Genomic DNA, 16,516 nt, shown 5'->3' with positions numbered 1-16,516 from the left:
AAAATTATGCAAAAAACAGCTATAATTACCACTTAAATACAATTTGTTTTCAACACTAAAAGCTTTTTATAAATAAAAACAAGTTATAGTATCTTTGTCATTTAAAACACAGATTTAATGAGCAAACCTATTTCAGGATTTTCTAAATTATCAAAGTCAAAAAAAATTGAGTGGATTGTAAACACGTACTTCTCAAATAACAAAATTGCCAAACAAATTCTTGAGCAGTATTGGAATACTAATGAAAATATACAACAGCTTCATGATGAGTTTATTGAAAACACCATTACAAATTATTACTTGCCTTTTGGTGTTGCACCTAACTTTTTAATTAACAACAAACTTTACACCATACCAATGGCTATTGAAGAAAGTTCAGTAGTAGCTGCTGCGAGTAAATCTGCAAAATTTTGGTTAGACAGAGGTGGCTTTAAAACCAAAGTGATATCTACAACAAAAATTGGTCAGGTACATTTTATGTTTTTTGGAAATTCACATCATTTGATTTCATATTTTAATCACATAAAATCAAGACTTTTAGAGGATGTAAAACCCATTACAAAAAACATGGAGTTACGTGGTGGTGGCGTTATTGATATTGAACTAAGAGATAAAACAGAAGACATAAAAGGATATTACCAACTACATGTGTCGTTTGAAACACTAGACGCCATGGGTGCCAATTTTATTAATTCATGCTTAGAGCAATTTGCCAAAACATTTAAAGAAGAAGCTTTAAATTTTAAAGATTTTACTACTGAAGAAAAAAACATTCAAATAGTTATGAGTATTTTATCTAATTATGTTCCAGATTGTTTGGTGAGAGCTGAAGTAAGCTGTAAAATTGAAGATTTAAATGAAGACAAAGATATTTCACCTGAAGAATTTGTTTCAAAATTTGTTCAGGCAGTTAATATTGCAGAAGTTGAACCTTATAGAGCAGTTACCCACAATAAAGGCATTATGAATGGTATTGATGCCGTAGTATTAGCTACCGGCAACGACTTTAGAGCCGTTGAAGCCGGTGTGCATGCTTATGCTTCCAGAAATGGAAAATACTCAAGTTTAACACATGCTAAAATTGAAAATGGCATGTTTTATTTTTGGATGGAAATCCCTCTTGCTCTAGGAACTGTTGGCGGATTAACAGGTTTACATCCACTGGTAAAATTAGCCTTGGAATTACTTCATCATCCTTCAGCAAAAGACCTTATGCAGATTGTTGCTGTGGCTGGTTTAGCTCAAAATTTTGCGGCTTTAAGATCTCTTACCACAACGGGCATTCAAAAAGGGCATATGAAAATGCATTTAATGAATATTTTAAATCAGTTTGGGGCCAATGAATACGAGAAAGCAACCATTATTGATTATTTCAAAACACATACCGTTTCACATAGTGCAGTTGTTGAAATCTTACAGAATTTAAGAATTAAAAATTGAACACAAAAGCATTCTATAGCAACGGAAAGTTATTAATTTCAGGAGAATATGTGGTTCTTGATGGCGCAACAGCTCTTGCCGTTCCTACTCGTTTTGGACAATCATTAATTGTTGAATCGATTGAATATCCCAAATTAATTTGGAAAAGTTTTGATGAACAAGGTCATGTTTGGTTTGAGAATGAATTTTCAATTGATGAATTTCATTCTGAATTTTCAAAAGAAGCAAATGACATAACCCTAAGATTAATCCAAATCTTAAAATCGGCCCAACAACTTAATCCTTCATTTCTAAATTCAAATTCTGGTTATAAAATAACCACACATTTAGATTTCAAAAAAAACTGGGGTTTAGGCACTTCTTCAACCCTTATTAACAACATAGCTCAATGGGCACAAATTAATCCATTTAAGCTCTTAGAAACAACTTTTGGAGGCAGTGGTTATGATATTGCTTGCGCACAACATAACAACCCTATAAGTTATCAATTACATGATGGCAAACCATATGTTAGTGAAGTTAATTTTAATCCCTCATTTAAAGAGCATCTGTATTTTGTTTATTTAAACAAAAAACAAAACAGCAGAGAAGGCATTAAGCAATATAAACTAAACAAACCTCATGAATTAGTGCTTAATGATATAAGCAAAATTTCTCATAAATTAATGAGTTGTAAAACTTTATCTGAATTTGAAACCTTAATAACCTTACATGAAGAGTTTATTTCACAAATTATTAAACAACAACCTATTAAAAAAGTACTGTTTAATGATTTTAATGGAAGCATAAAAAGTTTAGGTGCTTGGGGAGGAGATTTTATACTTGTTACATCCCAAGAAAATCCTGAAACTTATTTTAAGAATAAAGGTTTCGAAACCATTATTCCCTATGAAAAGATGGTTTTAATAAATTAACACAAATAAAAAAGCCTCGATAATCGAGGCTTTTTTATTTAATATAAGTCTTATTATTCTACAGTTTTTGCTCTGTTATCTTCAATGTCTGCAGCTTCTTTAAGTGCATTATAAAGATTTGTGTTCACAACATTCAATTTTTGCTTTTCAACTTGATTAGCAGCAGCTTGATAGTTATCTAATTCAACAGCTGGAGTAATTTTAGTTACTTGAATCATGTAAACACCATTGTTACCATCAATTAATTTCGACGTTTGCCCTTCTTTCAATCCAAAAGCAGCACCAACAACAAATGGTTCTCTTCCTGCTCCAGAAATCGTTGGGTTTTTCATATTAATTGCAGAAGCAGTTTTTACAGTTGTATTTTCAGCAGCAGCTAAATCGTCAAGATTAGCAACTTTAATTCTATTTCTAATAATGGTAGCTTTTTTCTCTTTTCTAATAGCTGGCACTGCAGTAACAGTTGCTTCTTCAACACTCATTAAACCTTCTTTATGTTTTGCTACTAATTGAACAATAGCATATCCTGAAGGAATATTGAAACGTTTAATTTTTCCAATTTCAGTTTCATCATTAAAAGCCCATCTTACAATTTGTCTTTGGTTTCCAATTCCAGGTATATTTTCATCTAATACCTTTATACTGTTTACCGGACGAGCCACATATTTACTTTCGGTTGCCAATTCTGCAAAATCTTTGTTTTCAGCAGAAATTTCAAAGTTAGACGCATCTCTAAAAACTTTATCAATAGTTGCTTGAGAAGGTTCAATTTTTCTTGCAATTGTAGCAATTTGAACTGCTTTTTCCTTTTCTGTCTGACTTAAAATTTCAATGATATGATATCCAAAAGACGTTTTAACGACATCTAAATCACCCTTTTGATTTTCAAATGAAAAATCTTTAAACTCTGGAGCAAAAGAATCAGTATAAGCAAATTCTATAACACCTTCTTTTTCATTACTAACTTTATCAGATGATAAATCTAATAAAGAAACAAATTTTGAACGGTCTGATTTTACAATGCTCAGGATACTGTCGGCAGTTTGTTTTGCTTGCTCTTCCGTTTTAGTTACATCAGGCCCTACTCTTGTTGCTCCAACAAAAGGAATCAAAATGTGTCTTACTTTTGCAGAATCAGGTATTTGTTTTAGGGCTACAACTTTTGAAACCTTAAAGTATCCGTTGTCTTTGTAAGGCCCATAAATTTCGCCTTCATTAAGTTTAAAAATACTATCTGCAACTGCAGTTGGCAAAGAAGATTTAAATAGAAAACGATTGTCAAATTTTATATCAGAATTTGAATTAACGAAATCCTCATTGTTTAGTGTTTTTGAAAAACCAGTAACAACATCATTTGCTTTGGTCGCTTCGTTGTAAACTTCATAATCATTTAACAAAGCAACAATACCAGCTTTAATATCATTTTCATCTTCAACAGTAGGAGCTTCTTTAAATTCTACATATTGAATATCTCTTGATGCATCAGCTTGATACAAATCTTTATGTTTTTCAATATAGCTTGAAATCTCAGATTTTGAAACTGTAACTGTACTATCTGCTATTGAAGAAAATGGTATTTGAACAAATTTAATATCAACTTTGTTTCCTTCTAATTTATGCTCAAACTTTCCTTCTTCAAGCGTACCGGTTAATCCTGCTTTAACAAGATTAAAATAATTTTGCTGTAATGCGTTAGACGACAATGATTTTTCGTAATTAACCCATTCTTGATATGTTGCCGCAGAAGTTTCTTTTAAGTTAATGATATATTCATTCAACTTATTTTCATCAAATACCCCAGCTTCATTTAAAAACTCAGGACTAGTTGCCAAAGTATTTTTTAACAAGTCTCTCATTTGGTCTTTTTCAACAGAAATATTTAACTCTTTAAATTGAGTTTCCATAATAGCTTGTCTCACTTCTTGCTCCCAAACTCTATTCATAACCTGTGTGTTTGTTGCACTAGGTCCAGCTTGTTTTTGAGCTATTTCAACTTTTTGCATGAAATCTTCACGAGTGATGTCTTTACCGTTTATAGTTCCAACAGTATTTTGAGATTTTGAAGAAAAAGCATTGTTATTTTTAAATAAATCTGCTAACACGAAAGAAAAAAGTGCTAGCGCAATAATGATTATTAAAAAAAGTGAACGTTGTCTGATTTTATTTAAAACTGCCATTGTAAATTAAATTATTTTTAAAAACCTTTTTAGGTTATTTGCTTGTTTAGTTTGTTGAAAAAATATTGTGCGCGAAAATACCATTTTCTATTTAATAATAAAACAGAAAGAAGCTTTTATTAACTTAAACTTTAAGAATTTAATCTTCTTTTAAAAGTTTAAGTTCAACCATATCAATTTTAGTGTTAGATACTTCTAAAATAGTGAATTGAAATGTGTCAATTATTACAACTTCGTTCTGCTCTGGAATCTCTTCTGTATGATTCACTATTAAACCACCAAGTGTTTCATAGTTTTCACTTTCTGGAAGATTTATTTTAAAGGTTTCATTAATATAATCAACATCTAAACGTGCTGAAAACTTGAATGTTTCACCATCAATAATTTCTTCTGTTAAATCGTCTGTATCGTGTTCATCTTCAATTTCCCCAAATAATTCTTCAACAATATCTTCAACGGTCATAATGCCCGATGTTCCTCCGTATTCATCTAAAACTACGGCGATACTTTTTCGTTTTTTTATAAGCACGTTAAGCACATCTTTTATAAGTACTGTTTCTGGCACAAATTCTACAGGAAGAACAATTGACTTTATAGTTTTAGGCTTTTTGAACAATTCAAAGGAATGTACATACCCTAAAATATCATCGATGGTTTCGTTATAAACCAAAATTTTAGTGCACCCAGATTCTGTAAACAAGGCATTAAGTGTCTTTATTGAACTGTTTAATTCAACAGCGATAATTTCTGTTCTGGGCACCATGACTTCTCGAGCCTTAACTTCTGAAAATTCTAAAGCATTTTGGAAGATTTGTATTTCGGTATCAACTTCATCGTGTTCTTCAACAGATTCCATTTGTTCGCTTATATAATTACCCAACTCAACTTTAGTAAAAGCTAATTGTATTTGGTCTCCTTCTGTTTTAAAAAATTGCCTTAGCAACATATCTGAAATCCAGATAACAAAATCTGAAATATATGAGAACAACAAATAAAACATGTAAGCAGGAACTGCTAAAACCTTAATTAAGGTATTAGCATAAATTTGGAAAAAGACTTTTGGTAAAAACTCAGCAGTAATTAATATTAACAATGTTGATATCACCGTTTGGCTTAATAAGCTTAAATCCGTTAGAAGGTAATTTAAAAAACCAAATGAAAATGGCAACATTGATTGAAACCACTGCACCAATAAATCACCCATAAAAAACCCATAGATCACCAATGCTATGTTGTTCCCAATTAACATTGTGGCAATATATTTTGAAGGTTTAGCAGTAAGCTTCGTTAAAACAACAGCTAAAAAACCTTCTTGTTTTTTTTCAATTTCAATATGAATTTTGTTTGAAGACACGTAAGCAATCTCCATACCCGAAAAAAAGGCCGAAAGAATTAAAGATGCGATTATAATAATTACATAAAGACTCATTTATTTTGACTTGTCTTTATTTTCATATTTTTTTCTGAATTTTTGTCTAAAAAAATACATAAAAATAGCAAGTGCGGCCAATAATAATGAGGTATAGGCAATATCACCTTGGTTTATATATTTATTGATAGCATCGTATAAAAATAATACTGCAAAAATTAAATAAGCATATTGAAAAAACTTAGCAAGCATCATAACATATAATAATTATATTAAAGACAAAGATACTTAAAAAAAATTGTGAGGTAAATCTAATATTTTGAATTATTCGTCAACAGTAATAATTCCATTAATTTCAAGAACTTCAGCATTTGTAAACTCTGAATTAGAGTCGAAACCATTGCCGTTAATTAAATCCAAACCCGTTCTAAAAGTTACTGGTTTATTAGTAAATAGCCATTCTTTCTTTTGGTCATAAAAAAGTTGTTCAGCAAACAAAGTATCCTTAGTGTGTGTTGCTAAAACAACATGCCCTTGCAAATCCATTAAATCTGTATCATTATAAATTATTGCATAATCTGCAGTAACTGTACTTTTTTGGTTTTTATCATCGTACAAAGTAAGGTTAATACCTTCGGTAAATTCATTGAATGAAAAATCCCTATTTGAATAATCTAACATTTTAGGACTTATTAAAATAGCTTTTATTTTACCCGAATCGGTATATTTTAAATTAATATCTTCTGCAACACCAATAGGTTCATCTTCTGAAATACCAATTTTTTGAACTTCTTTTAGATTGTTTTTACATGAAAAAAACATGGTCACCGCAAACACGGTGACCATAGATAATATGATATTTTTTTTTAAGCTTTTCATTTAAATTTTTGGCACCACAACAGATGCACCAATCCAACAACCAATATTTATTGTTTGTCCAGAATTACCTTTACTAAAAATCTCTGCTTTGGTTGGGGCTTTAGCCATGTAGTTTTCAGCTGTTTGGGCAGAGGCTCCTTTTAAAGTAGGGTCTACTCTTCCTGCCTTTCTAGCCTCTTCAGCAGCTAACCAAAACACCGCTCTTTTATTAAAATTATCATCTCCACAATCATTTGCACTTGACGCATACATACCTGCAATTGATAAATAAGGATGACCATTTGAAGGATTTAACCTAAGTGCTTCTCTAAAATAACCTCTTGCTCTTCCATAGTTACCTTTAGCTTTTAACTTTAATCCAATTTTGTTATTAAGATTGGCTTTTTTAAAGTTATCAGTTTCTAACTTAATAGCTTCTTCGTAAAAAGAGATGGCTTCATTAGGTTTTCCTTCTTTATCTTTTAATATACCTAAGTAATAAGCAGAGTTAGCTGATGGGCTTAAAGCATGATATGCATTTACCAATTTAAAGAATAATGGATCATCTGTACAATCTTTTTCAGACATTTTACCAGCAGCTCTTTGTAACCAAACTGAGTTCGTTTTGTTTTCTTCAAAGTCTTTTTGATACAATGGAATTAAGTTTTCGCAATTTGCTCTATCACCTAGCTTCTGATCAATACTTCCAGAAATTTGATCATATGCATTTAAATAACTTTCATAATATCTTTTTAACTTTTCTTCTTTGCTAGTTAAGGCTGTACCCGCATCTTCTTTTTCTACGAGTGCATTTAAGTTCTCTGAATAATTTTTAACCTCTTCTTCTACTTTTTCTACAACATCATCGTATTTGTTGAATAAATCTGCTGCTGGTTTTTTACCGGCATCATACAAATCAACCATTAAAGAAAAATAAGTATATAAACTTTTAGGATTTGTAAATGTTGCTTTATCTGATTGATAAGCTGCATCAAAACACTCATATAATTCTAAATCTGTCTTTTTTAGCAAGTCTTTATTATCATACATTAATTGACAAGCATTAGCAGCATATTCACCTTTAGGTGTTTTGCTTGGAAAATTAGCAGCACGTTCTTCCCAAAGTTTTATTAGGTCATTAAGAAATGCTACTTTTTCAGTACCTGTTGATTGCTCAATTTTATAATTTAAAATTTTCTCGCCATCAATATAAATAGCGTTATTAAATTTCGGACACTTATTCCTTACATCCATCCACGGTTGGTAAGCTGCTTCAAAATTTTTAGCTTTTACATATTCGTGAAATATTGAAAGCTTAGTCATACACTCCTCGTCCTGTTGAGCAAAGCTTATATTACTCACAAAAAATAACACTGTTAGTAATAAAGTAATTCTCGTTTTCATGATAATAAATTTATGTTGTTAATCATATTTCCTTTTTTGGAACCATCTATCGTTCAAAGATAAGCTTAATTGAAAATTAACAAAATTCTCTTGTATTAAATTATTGTTAGTTGTTCCACGTTTTCCAATTTCAATTCCTATGTTAGCGTTAGAGAAAAAGTCCCCTACTGGTAACCCTAAACCAAAAGATATGCCAAACTCATTTATAGATTCGTTATTTATATTTAATCCTGTTTTTTCATAATGCAAACCTGCTCTATAAACTACGCGTTTAAAGTACCCAGAAAAAGAATTGTACTGTGGTATAAAAAACCCTCCAAATGAAATATTTGATGCATCTTCATATTTTGTAGTTATGCTGCTATACAAAGGATTGAAAAATTTACTGGTCTTTTGCGTACTATACTCTGCACCAACAAACCAAGCCCTTGGTTTTCCAAAACCTGCACCAATAGACATTTTAGACGGCATTGTAAGATCGGTCTGTTTTAGCCCCATTGACTCTAAATCAGATTCAAAAGAATTACTTACATATTCACTTCCTGTTGCTGAATTAATTACTATTGTTGAAATAGTTCTAATATTATTTGAAGTTAAATTACTTTCAGGCGTATAAGTAAATCCTGAAACAAATTCGTATTTATCATTTACCTTTCTTTTGAAAGATAACCCAAGATTAAAACTTAAACCACTTAAATCTGATCTGTTGTTTTCTTTTGATTGGTTTTGCAGAATAATTCCATCCGAATCATAAGCGAATTCAACAACACTATTTTGAATATTTCCAAAATTGTAATTAGCATCAATACCAATACTTAGTCCCTTAGCCAGTAAATATCCTATTCCTAAATTTACTTTGTTAAGACCTCCTTCACCTTTAAATCTATCGATTATATGACCATTTGAATCGGTTGTCTCTAATTTATAACCAACAGATGTTTGAGGCATTAAGCTAAAACCCATACCAAATTTACCTATTGGAATTGAAACGGCTAAATAATCAAAAGTAGTTGAAGATGCTTTATCACTAGTTGTAGCACTTTTTAAGTTTAAAGAAGTTTGACTTCCTCCTACAGTATATTTTATTGGTCTACTTTCTCCATTAAATGGTATAGATGCTAAATTTTCAGTGGCATATGAAGCAGGATTTCTTAAGTTCATATGAATACTATCCATATAGATACTCAAACCTCCCATACTTCTGTTTTCAACAGTTCCTTTAAATTTTAGGCTTCCAATACCATAAAATGAATATGGTGAAGCTGTTCCTTGTTGAGCATAACTTTGAATCGTGATAAAAGCTACAAAAACTAATACAAGTTTTTTAATCATTCGTTTGAATTAAATTGCAAAATATAGTTTAATCCCTCTAATAAAAAATAAGAGTTGGCAAATATGCTACTTTTTAATTGTTTTGACAAGAAATTAGCGTCTCCACCTGTTAAAATAACTGTTAAATCTTTATATTTTAGTTTATACTCTTCAATTATTCCATCTATTTCCTTTAAAACACCAAATATTATACCCGAATGAATTGAATTATTTGTAGAATTGCCAATGATGTTTTTTGGTTCTTCTGTTTCTAATAATGGCAATTTAGCTGTTAAATTATTTAACGATTGATACCTCATTCTTATTCCTGGCGAAATAGCACCACCTAAATATTCATTTTGTGATGTTATAAAATCATACGTAATACAAGTTCCTGCGTCAATAATTAAAACATTCCTATTTGGATATTGCTGAACAGAAGCACTTACCAAAGCAACTCTATCCATTCCCAAAGTTTTTGGAGTTTCGTAACAGTTTTTAAAAGGAACCTTAGTAGAAGCATCCAACTGAATTAGATTAAAATGCTTTTTTATATATTCTATATCGGTATTTTTTAATTTTCCAACTGAAGAAATGATGGCTTTATTTATAGATTTATATTCTTTTCTCAACAAATCTAAATGCTTTGTAATAAAATCCAGCTTGATTGTTTTTTTAAATAAAATTTTAGTCTCCTCAAAAACAGCTAGTTTGACCGAAGAATTGCCTACATCAATTACTAAATTCATATTATTATTTAAAAGTGTAAATTTACAAAACCATTTTTTATAATTTTCTTTTGGCGGATAATAAAAATGAATATATATTTGCAACCGCATTTAAGCAGCTGGTGCCTTAGCTCAGTTGGTAGAGCAAAGGACTGAAAATCCTTGTGTCCCTGGTTCGATTCCTGGAGGCACCACTAGAAAACCCCATAAACACATGTTTATGGGGTTTTTAATTTTTACGGGTGTACGTCATTGTTTATTTAATCATAATATTTCGTTGACACCAATTACAATTAGCATTGTAAAAACTCCCATGACAAAAACATATCCCAATGCTTTCATTCCAACATTCCAATCCGTTATCAAGTCGCTTCCGTATTGCCAAGCTTTTACTTTTCTGGATTTGTCAAAGCATCCCAAACTTTTTTCTTTGAGGCGTTTATTGTCAATCTTAAGATATTTGTTGCCTTATTTTAGTCTTTAGCTTTTTGTTTTTCAAACTTGCCACTAACGTTGATGTGTATGGAAAGTTGCGTGTTTACTAGCAACTAACTTTGGTTTAGCTAAAACTAGCAATTTTTTTTATACGGTGTTACCTGCTGCTTTTTAATTCAGTTTTTTTAATTGTTTGTCAATTTCTGAATGAATACGATTTAATTCAATGGAATACTTGTCAGTGTCTTCGCTGATTGCTTTTTTGAATAATTCAAAACCTTTGATTCTTAATTCACAATATTTTAATAGAATCTCATTTTGTTTTAATAACTCATTAGGCAAGTTTTCCATTTGATTGGTCCGTTCAATTATCTTTAAATTTTCTTTCCACTTTGGAATAACATCGTTATCTAATTCATTTATTAAAGCAAATTTTGGTTTAGAGTCTATATGGTTATAGAAAACTAAAGATTCATTTTCATTCTTTGAAAAAACAGCTAATTCCGAATCATATTGTTCATAAATCTCATCATCAGTTGATAGAAAAGCATATCCAAATATTCCAATTCCGATTATTACTAGTGAAATAAATCCAACTCCAGCAGCTCTCCACCCAGAGAAAAATGAATTACCATTTTCTTTGTGAACCTTAAGAATATCTCCTTGTTTCCACTCAACAATTCCCCATATAATTCCAGTATAGATAAGTGGGATTATTTGTCTTGGGATTTTGTCAATTATACTCTCGGGAAGCATAAATATTCCTCCAAAAAGCACAATTGTTGTTATAATTCCTATTATTAAAGATTTACGTCCATCGTCTGGTTTGTTTAATGCTTTAAAATTTTCACTAATTAAATAACCAGCTGCTAATGGTCCACCTAAAAATGTAGCTCCACTTATAGCTTTTGATGAATAGAGTTTTATCTCTTTTGTTTTATTCTTTGTTAGTTCAGTCATGTTTTCAAGCTTGCAGGTAACGTGCTTGTGTAAGAATAGTTGCGTGTGTTAGCACGAACCTTGGCAAGTACAAAACTAACTGGAAAATCCGCGAGGATTTTCGGAATAGACAAGTACAAGCAATTATTTTTACACGATGTTAGCAAAAGTTATTTTTTAAAAGCACAAGAAATTCCCTCAATTCTTGGTGTCGTTTTATTCGAATCTGATTTCAACATTAGGCCATAATGAAATTTATATTTTATTTTATCTTTGCTTTTTACGTTTCTAACCCTTAAGTGATTGTAGCCAAATTGAGGTTTGTAATATGTGTCATAGACATAAAAATAATTTCCTTTCTCATCTATTTCCGTCATTGATACAAAAATTGCTGCTACATCATTATAAAGGCTTTTATCACTAATTAGAAAATCAACATCAATATACTTCTCTGTTGTCTTAAAATCAGGACAATTTAATTCTAAAAGATTTGTTGTACCAGAATACGAATATCCATTCATTTTTGGAAAGTAATCTTCAATTTTGGTTATTACTTGATTCATCCCTTTGTCTGAAATAAAATTATTGTTTGAAGTGTCTTTACTTTGTAATTCTTGCACTTGTTTTTTTATTTCCTCTATTTGACTGTTCTCTATTTTGATTTCGTTCTTTTCAGGAATAGAAACATTCAATTTTTGATTATTTTCTATTTCAATTATTTTTTTTTCTAATGAGTTTAGTTTTTAATTTTTGCCAACAAATTGGATATAGACAATTGTCCATATCCATACTATAACACTAATATAGTAAATATATACTTACAAAAGACAAACATTTTTATAGTACCTAAGGAGTTATTTGGGTTTCATTTTACATGTACCCACCCTTTGTTCGGGCAAAGCCCTATCTAAAAAAAATACACCCGAACAGTAGCTGAACAAGACTCGAATAAAACCCGAACAAAACCCCTGCTTTTTTTGCCCATTGTGTCAATGTGTGTCAATAACTATCAATATGTGTCAATATGTGTCACGGGTTTGGAAATTAAAATAGGGCTTTTTAGTTTAGCAGGTTGTTAACCCCTCAATTTTAAAGACCTTTAAAATATGTTTGCAAAAGTTTGTTTCGTTAAAGTGTTTTATAAAGACAATGGTTACAACGCTTTACTTTTTTAATCGTGGTTAACAGCCACGTAAATTGGTACAGGTTGCAACTTAAAAACCAAACAAACCAAACACACAATATTTTTTTTAATGGCAGTAATGTTTCAATTAAAAAAGCGACTATCTGTTTTAATTTGTATTTTTATTAAAATTTATACCTTGCTTTAATGAGAAGTTTGTGCCATAACGAGTCTCCTATTCTTTTAAAAATAAGCTTTAACAAATTATTAAAGCAATATGAAGATTTGCTAAATAGTGACGATACACTCATTGCCGATAAAGCAAGCAGGATTTTAAAAATAGCATCAGAAAACTCTATTCTACGGGAAGGGTTTAACGATGTTTCATTGCTTGAAACTTATAAAAATGAGATTAATTATATTCTTCAGGATTCATTTAACCCCATTTTAACCAATAATGAAATTAAAGCAGCATCTATCCCTTTTGAAGATGTGGTTTTTAATACTTCCAATCGCTTAAAAAAAATACTTAAGGACGCAGGTGATGGTTTTGAGTTGAAAATGAGAAACATTGACGACAATGAATTTTACATCATGGCATGTAGCGTTATTTTAAATGTTTGTTATGGGTATAATTTAAATTTTAAAAGGCCATTTTTATATGAAATTCCAGATGCAAACGGTATTATTCGCTATTATAAAATTTTGTACAATGCAGATTTTATAGAATTTATTCCCACCAAGGATGCTCCAAAAATAACGCAAGAGGATTACGATTTATTAATAGACAATTTTGACAATATTGGTTTATGGAAAGAGAAGTTTCCTAAAAACAGCTATCTGTTCAAAGGGTTTGTCATTTCAAATATTTTTGATGTAACAGACGACCAATCCATTTCAAACGTTAAATCAAATCTTATAAAAGATAAAAGTTACAACAACGAAAACTTAATGGGTAGTTTTCAAGAAATTTTCAGGTCACTTTTTGGATTAAAGGACATTAAAGTAGGGTTTTCCAGTTATAACAAAGAGGACAATACTTTTGAAAAAATTCATGCTTCAAAAATGGAAAGTTATTTATTAAACGGCCTAGATTGTAACAATTGCGATGCTGCATTGTGCAGCGGGTCATACAACCATGTGCTTTTAAACAATAAATTCTATGCCATTTCAGACGTTGATAAAAAATACGAAATAACAAAAGGAAAAATACCTCAAATAAAGTCATTTAAACAACAAGGTATTAAAAGCGTTATTTTGGCACCCATTACCGATAATGATGAATTGTTAGGTCTTTTAGAGATAGTTTCAAAAAAACCAAAAGTATTAAACAGTATCAATGCCAATAAACTGGCCGACGTTATGCCTTTTATTGTAGCTTCGGTTTTACGTTCTAAAAGAGAAGTGGAAAATTTAATTGAAGCCGTTATACAAAAAGAATGTACCTCTATCCACCCAAGTGTGCATTGGAAATTTGAAAAAGAAGCTAAAAATTTCATTAAGGAACTGTCAATGGGTAATCAGGTATCGTTCAACAAAATAGCTTTTGAAGACATTTATCCGTTGTATGGACAAATTGATATTAAAGGATCTTCTGAAGCCAGAAATTGGGCTACAAAACAAGATTTAACACTACAGCTAAGTGCTGTAAAAGATATTATAGAGAAGGCTTTTAAATTGGAGCCATTGCCAATATATGAGCAATTTATCTATCAAATTAATACCTATTTAGAAGGTTTGCAAAATTTCTTTCAGGTTGACAGCGAACAGCAAATCACAGATTTTTTAAAACACGATATTAACCCATTGTTTAAACATTTATCGGTTTCAAAATCATTAAAGAATGATATTGACTCTTATTTAAACAGTTTAGATGCTAAATTAGACACTTTATATTTCCACAGAAAGAAATATGATGATACCATTGCATCCATCAATAAAAAAATGGCGCATATTCTTGATGAAAAGCAGGTAGATGCCCAAAAAATGTACCCACACTACTTTGAACGTTTTAAAACTGATGGTGTAGAGCATAACATGTATATTGGTGAAGCTATAACCAAGGAAGAAAGTTTTAACCCCATATACTTATACAATTTAAGGCTGTGGCAATTACAGGTTATGTGCGAAATGGAAAATGAATACTATCAGATTCAACCAGATTTTCCTGTTAAGCTGGATGTTGCGTCAATGATTTTAGTGTTTAACCAACCACTGTCCATAAGTTTTAGAATGGACGAAAAACAGTTTGATGTTGATGGCACTTACAATGCCCGATATGAAATCGTTAAAAAAAGGGTTGATAAAGCATTTATTAAAGGAACCAAAGAGCGTATCACCCAAAAAGGGAAGATATCTATTATTTATTCGCAAAAACAAGACGAAACAGAGTACCTAAGATATGTTAAGTTTTTACAGTCTAAAAACTATTTGGACACCGATGTTGAGATTTTGGAATTGCAGGATTTACAAGCCGTAACGGGTTTAAAAGCAATTAGGGTAAGCATTCTTTACAAGAAAAATGCTGATGTAAAAGAATTTTATACCTATAACGATTTGATGAAGGAAATTAAGGCTTAAGCCTTAATTCCGTAATATTGGAATGCAATAAAAAAAGCAATAACACTTACTATAATCCCTATCATAAATACTGTGTAGGTAATTCTTAAAATTTTATATTTTTTGTTTAATACCAAGCCCAAAAAATAAAGGTCTTTAGACATGGAATTGTACAGGTAATCTTTGTCTTTCATAAGCTCCCTTATAGCCCATTCAAAATCATCGAGCTTCATTTTGTGGAAATTTCCAAAAAAAAGCAAATTAACTTTTTTGTTCTCTACATCCTCTTTGGTGAATTTTCCACTTGTTACATTTGGCCTTGTAGCTAATACAGATAAAATCATGGCCGTAATGGTAAAAAGTGTAAAAATTACTGTTGGATAAATTAAATAGTGATTAGATGGATTATCGAGTTTTGGGATAAGATTTGATAAAACCAAGGAAACGATAATGGCGTTTACAGATAATAAAATATTGGCTTTAGTATCGGCAATATTACTTAGTGTTATATGGTTTCTAAGCGTAACCCGAAACATGGTATCAATACCACGTTCAGGCAGTTTAGCCCTTTTTTTCTTTATGTCTAATTGTTCTTTTTTTACCAGGTTTTTTTTCTCTTCCTGATGAAGTTTTTTAAGGGTTTTAAAAAGAGTTGCAATGTTTTTATCTTTTCCGTTTTGCCAAGTATCAATAGCGTAGGTGGTATAAAACAAATGCTTCTTTGTTAAAAATGAAATGTTTTCTTCAATCCATTCAATGTCACTTAAAATTTTATTGCAAGCATGCTCCCATTCGTGTCTTAAAAGATCACTGATTTCAACAAATTCTTTAGTTCCAAAATGGGCACAATCTGCATCGCGGATTATTTCTTCAAGTAAATTTTTAGGTTCATAATCTATTTTAGTAGCCAAAATAATTTTGGAAATATCTTCTATCTTTTCGGGCAAAATGTTTTGTTCCATTAAAAAAGCAGAAGCAATTTCTACACTTTTTTCTTCATGATTATCAGCTCCTTGTATAAATCCTGTATCATGAAACCAGGCAGCTATCAATAAATTTTCTGCGTCGTTTTCGTTTACATTTTCATTCTCAATAAGCTCTTTTGTATATTTTACAACACGTTGTGTATGTCTTAAATTATGATATATATAAATATGCGAAACCTCTCTTAGTAGTAAGGATGACACATATTTCTCGACATTTAAAAGGAGTTGATTCATTTAAAATATTATTTTTACTAAAATAGTAATTAATCCATT

At 30.6% G+C, this 16,516-nt stretch carries 13 protein-coding genes and 1 tRNA gene; 4 read left to right on the top strand and 10 right to left on the bottom strand.

Annotation, left to right across the window (positions count from 1 at the left end):
• Positions 1-117 precede the first annotated feature (117 nt).
• Both V8G69_RS07725 and V8G69_RS07720 read left to right on the top strand, forming a co-directional pair.
• Entirely contained in the window at positions 118-1,440 is a 1,323-nt protein-coding gene (locus tag V8G69_RS07725; protein ID WP_394881261.1) for a hydroxymethylglutaryl-CoA reductase, degradative, read from the top strand.
• Entirely contained in the window at positions 1,437-2,354 is a 918-nt protein-coding gene (locus V8G69_RS07720) for a GYDIA family GHMP kinase (protein ID WP_394881260.1), read from the top strand. Before V8G69_RS07725 ends, V8G69_RS07720 begins: the two co-directional genes overlap by 4 nt.
• Positions 2,355-2,407: 53 nt before the next feature.
• Here V8G69_RS07720 and V8G69_RS07715 read toward each other — a convergent pair whose 3' ends face one another.
• The 6 genes from V8G69_RS07715 to V8G69_RS07690 all read right to left on the bottom strand — a co-directional run bounded on the left by V8G69_RS07715 (position 2,408) and on the right by V8G69_RS07690 (position 10,222).
• The gene (locus V8G69_RS07715; RefSeq protein WP_394881259.1) at positions 2,408-4,531 is read right to left on the bottom strand and encodes a SurA N-terminal domain-containing protein; all 2,124 of its coding nucleotides are present in this window, start codon (positions 4,529-4,531) and stop codon (positions 2,408-2,410) included.
• 139 nt (positions 4,532-4,670) lie between these two features.
• Positions 4,671-5,960, bottom strand: coding sequence for a hemolysin family protein (locus V8G69_RS07710; protein WP_394881258.1), 1,290 nt, complete (start codon positions 5,958-5,960; stop codon positions 4,671-4,673).
• A gap of 264 nt (positions 5,961-6,224) precedes the next feature.
• Complete coding sequence (lptC, locus tag V8G69_RS07705; RefSeq protein WP_394881257.1) at positions 6,225-6,779, bottom strand: LPS export ABC transporter periplasmic protein LptC; 555 nt, start codon at positions 6,777-6,779, stop codon at positions 6,225-6,227.
• Positions 6,780-8,162 carry a tetratricopeptide repeat protein gene (locus V8G69_RS07700; protein WP_394881256.1) on the bottom strand — a complete coding sequence of 461 codons (1,383 nt, stop codon included), beginning with the start codon at positions 8,160-8,162 and terminating at the stop codon, positions 6,780-6,782.
• A gap of 18 nt (positions 8,163-8,180) precedes the next feature.
• Entirely contained in the window at positions 8,181-9,494 is a 1,314-nt protein-coding gene (locus V8G69_RS07695; RefSeq protein ID WP_394881255.1) for a hypothetical protein, read from the bottom strand.
• Positions 9,491-10,222, bottom strand: a complete 732-nt coding sequence (locus V8G69_RS07690; protein ID WP_394881254.1) for a type III pantothenate kinase — start codon at positions 10,220-10,222, stop codon at positions 9,491-9,493. Before V8G69_RS07690 ends, V8G69_RS07695 begins: the two co-directional genes overlap by 4 nt.
• Before the next feature lie 100 nt (positions 10,223-10,322).
• Between V8G69_RS07690 and V8G69_RS07685 the strand changes: the two genes are divergently transcribed.
• Positions 10,323-10,395, top strand: a tRNA-Phe gene (locus V8G69_RS07685).
• A gap of 70 nt (positions 10,396-10,465) precedes the next feature.
• Here V8G69_RS07685 and V8G69_RS07680 read toward each other — a convergent pair.
• The 3 genes from V8G69_RS07680 to V8G69_RS07670 all read right to left on the bottom strand — a co-directional run bounded on the left by V8G69_RS07680 (position 10,466) and on the right by V8G69_RS07670 (position 12,267).
• Complete coding sequence (locus V8G69_RS07680) at positions 10,466-10,621, bottom strand: hypothetical protein (protein WP_394881253.1); 156 nt, start codon at positions 10,619-10,621, stop codon at positions 10,466-10,468.
• A 186-nt stretch (positions 10,622-10,807) separates the two neighbouring features.
• A complete protein-coding gene (locus V8G69_RS07675; protein ID WP_394881252.1) occupies positions 10,808-11,596 on the bottom strand; it encodes a hypothetical protein in 789 nt (262 codons plus the stop codon).
• A gap of 149 nt (positions 11,597-11,745) precedes the next feature.
• On the bottom strand, positions 11,746-12,267 hold the full coding sequence (locus V8G69_RS07670; protein WP_394881251.1) for a hypothetical protein: 522 nt from the start codon (positions 12,265-12,267) through the stop codon (positions 11,746-11,748).
• Positions 12,268-12,905: 638 nt separating this feature from the next.
• On the opposite strand from V8G69_RS07670, the gene V8G69_RS07665 reads away from it, so the two are divergent.
• A complete protein-coding gene (locus V8G69_RS07665; protein WP_394881250.1) occupies positions 12,906-15,278 on the top strand; it encodes a GAF domain-containing protein in 2,373 nt (790 codons plus the stop codon).
• On the opposite strand, the gene V8G69_RS07660 is transcribed toward V8G69_RS07665, so the two are convergent.
• On the bottom strand, positions 15,275-16,477 hold the full coding sequence (locus V8G69_RS07660; RefSeq protein ID WP_394881249.1) for a Pycsar system effector family protein: 1,203 nt from the start codon (positions 16,475-16,477) through the stop codon (positions 15,275-15,277). The two genes, V8G69_RS07665 and V8G69_RS07660, sit on opposite strands and share 4 nt — an antisense overlap.
• Positions 16,478-16,516: the final 39 nt, after the last annotated feature.

The sequence above is a fragment of the Gaetbulibacter sp. M235 genome, assembly GCF_043876835.1.
Taxonomy (GTDB): domain Bacteria; phylum Bacteroidota; class Bacteroidia; order Flavobacteriales; family Flavobacteriaceae; genus Yeosuana.
Note: the sequence above shows the minus strand (reverse complement) of the source record. Positions and strands in the feature narration are given on the sequence as shown.

Coding starts and splice junctions, on each gene's coding strand:
- V8G69_RS07725 (WP_394881261.1), top strand. CDS start 118: ATGAGCAAACCTATTTCAGGATTTTCTAAATTATCAAAGTCAAAAAAA.
- V8G69_RS07715 (WP_394881259.1), bottom strand. CDS start 4,531: ATGGCAGTTTTAAATAAAATCAGACAACGTTCACTTTTTTTAATAATC.
- V8G69_RS07710 (WP_394881258.1), bottom strand. CDS start 5,960: ATGAGTCTTTATGTAATTATTATAATCGCATCTTTAATTCTTTCGGCC.
- lptC (WP_394881257.1), bottom strand. CDS start 6,779: ATGAAAAGCTTAAAAAAAAATATCATATTATCTATGGTCACCGTGTTT.
- V8G69_RS07700 (WP_394881256.1), bottom strand. CDS start 8,162: ATGAAAACGAGAATTACTTTATTACTAACAGTGTTATTTTTTGTGAGT.
- V8G69_RS07695 (WP_394881255.1), bottom strand. CDS start 9,494: ATGATTAAAAAACTTGTATTAGTTTTTGTAGCTTTTATCACGATTCAA.
- V8G69_RS07690 (WP_394881254.1), bottom strand. CDS start 10,222: ATGAATTTAGTAATTGATGTAGGCAATTCTTCGGTCAAACTAGCTGTT.
- V8G69_RS07675 (WP_394881252.1), bottom strand. CDS start 11,596: ATGACTGAACTAACAAAGAATAAAACAAAAGAGATAAAACTCTATTCA.
- V8G69_RS07665 (WP_394881250.1), top strand. CDS start 12,906: ATGAGAAGTTTGTGCCATAACGAGTCTCCTATTCTTTTAAAAATAAGC.
- V8G69_RS07660 (WP_394881249.1), bottom strand. CDS start 16,477: ATGAATCAACTCCTTTTAAATGTCGAGAAATATGTGTCATCCTTACTA.